The organism is Sphingobium sp. TB-6 (assembly GCF_012927365.1).
Lineage (GTDB): Bacteria > Pseudomonadota > Alphaproteobacteria > Sphingomonadales > Sphingomonadaceae > Sphingobium.
In genome coordinates, this window is sequence record NZ_JABBGL010000052.1 from 1 (window position 1) to 1,332 (window position 1,332).

Annotated in this window: 1 protein-coding gene; it reads right to left on the reverse strand. The window is 61.5% G+C overall.

Features of this window, described 5'->3' with window-relative positions; translation table 11 throughout:
* Nucleotides 1-244: 244 nt before the first annotated feature.
* On the reverse strand, nt 245-1,267 hold the full coding sequence (locus tag HHL26_RS24015) for an IS110 family transposase (protein ID WP_008832424.1): 1,023 nt from the start codon (nt 1,265-1,267) through the stop codon (nt 245-247).
* Nucleotides 1,268-1,332 lie beyond the last annotated feature (65 nt).

Sequence of the window (1,332 nt, forward strand, 5' to 3'; positions counted from 1 at the left end):
TGGACACCTTCTGTCATTGGGTGCGGGACTGCAAGGTAGATCGACTTGGGGTTCATGCTTCTGTCCGTGATCGACGCGTGGTCGTCACATGATGCGGTCGGAAAAATCAGGGTAGCCGATCTCGAAAACGGCGTTGATCGCCAAAGCGTCCAGCGGCTTGTCCCTGACCATCGTCCCCTCGCCGGTCACCCGCAGGGGACCTCTACGTAGCTGAGTATCCGGGCATCTTTTCTCTCCTCGAAGGCTATGCCGGCTGGCCGTACCTGAAGTCGGCTTCATCGACCCACATCCGGTGCAGAATGATGCCAAGCTTGCGGGCGAGCGCGACCTTGGCGCGCTTCGCGCTGCGGCGCTTGGCGATATTCATTGCCCAGGCCTTGATCTTCGACCATTTCGCCACGCGCGTCATCAGAACGTGCGCTGCCTCGAACAGAGCGACCCTGACCGCCGGATCACCGGCACGACTGATCCCGCCGTTCCGATCTATCTCGCCCGATTGATATTTTCGCGGCGTCAGGCCGAAGCAGGGACCGACTGACTTGGACGATCGAAAGCGGGCAGGATTATCGACCGCGGCACGGTAGGTAAGCGCGACAATCGCGCCAACGCCTGGCGCGGTCATGAGCCTCCGGCATACGGCGTCGGTGCGAACGATATCCCGGACCTGCCCATCCAGGACAGCCAGCTGCGCGCGTAATACTTGGCGCACAACGAGCAAGGGTTCCATGATGGAGGCAAGCGTTGCATTGCCCGAGACTATGTCGCGGACGGCATCATCCCAACGGCCCCGCAGCAGTCGGCCGAGGCGCAGGCCGAAACCCTTCAACAACCCGCGTACGCTATTCTCGATGTCCTTCTGCCGGCGCATCAATGTCGACCGCGCGGCCAGCAACGTACGCTGCTCGCGGGCGGGAATGGTCTTGACGTGCACCGGCCTGAACCAGCCCGAGCGCAATAGCTGGGCCATACCCCGGGCGTCGTTGCGGTCCGTCTTCATGACCATCGCCGACAGCGCAGCGCGGACCTGCCGGGTCTCCATCAGAACCGGCTCAATCCCTGCGTCCTGGAGGCCGCGAAAAAGCCATTCCGAAAGCGGTCCGGCCTCGAAGCCGACCAGTTCGAGTTCAGCGCTGTAGGGGGCCAGGCAATGGGCGATCGCCTCCGGATCGCTAATCGTCACTGCTTCCAACAGAATATTGCCACCGGCGTCGATCACGCAAATCGCCGTCTTATCCATAGAAACATCAAGCGCGGCATAGGCAGTCATGGCTTTCCTCCTCGATAGGGGATGCTCAATATGGGGCGAATCGCACCCAATGACCGCATCTCGAA

What these genes read in the sequence shown, in the direction of transcription:
- HHL26_RS24015 (WP_008832424.1), bottom strand. Translation starts at nt 1,267, where the DNA reads ATGACTGCCTATGCCGCGCTTGATGTTTCTATGGATAAGACGGCGATT.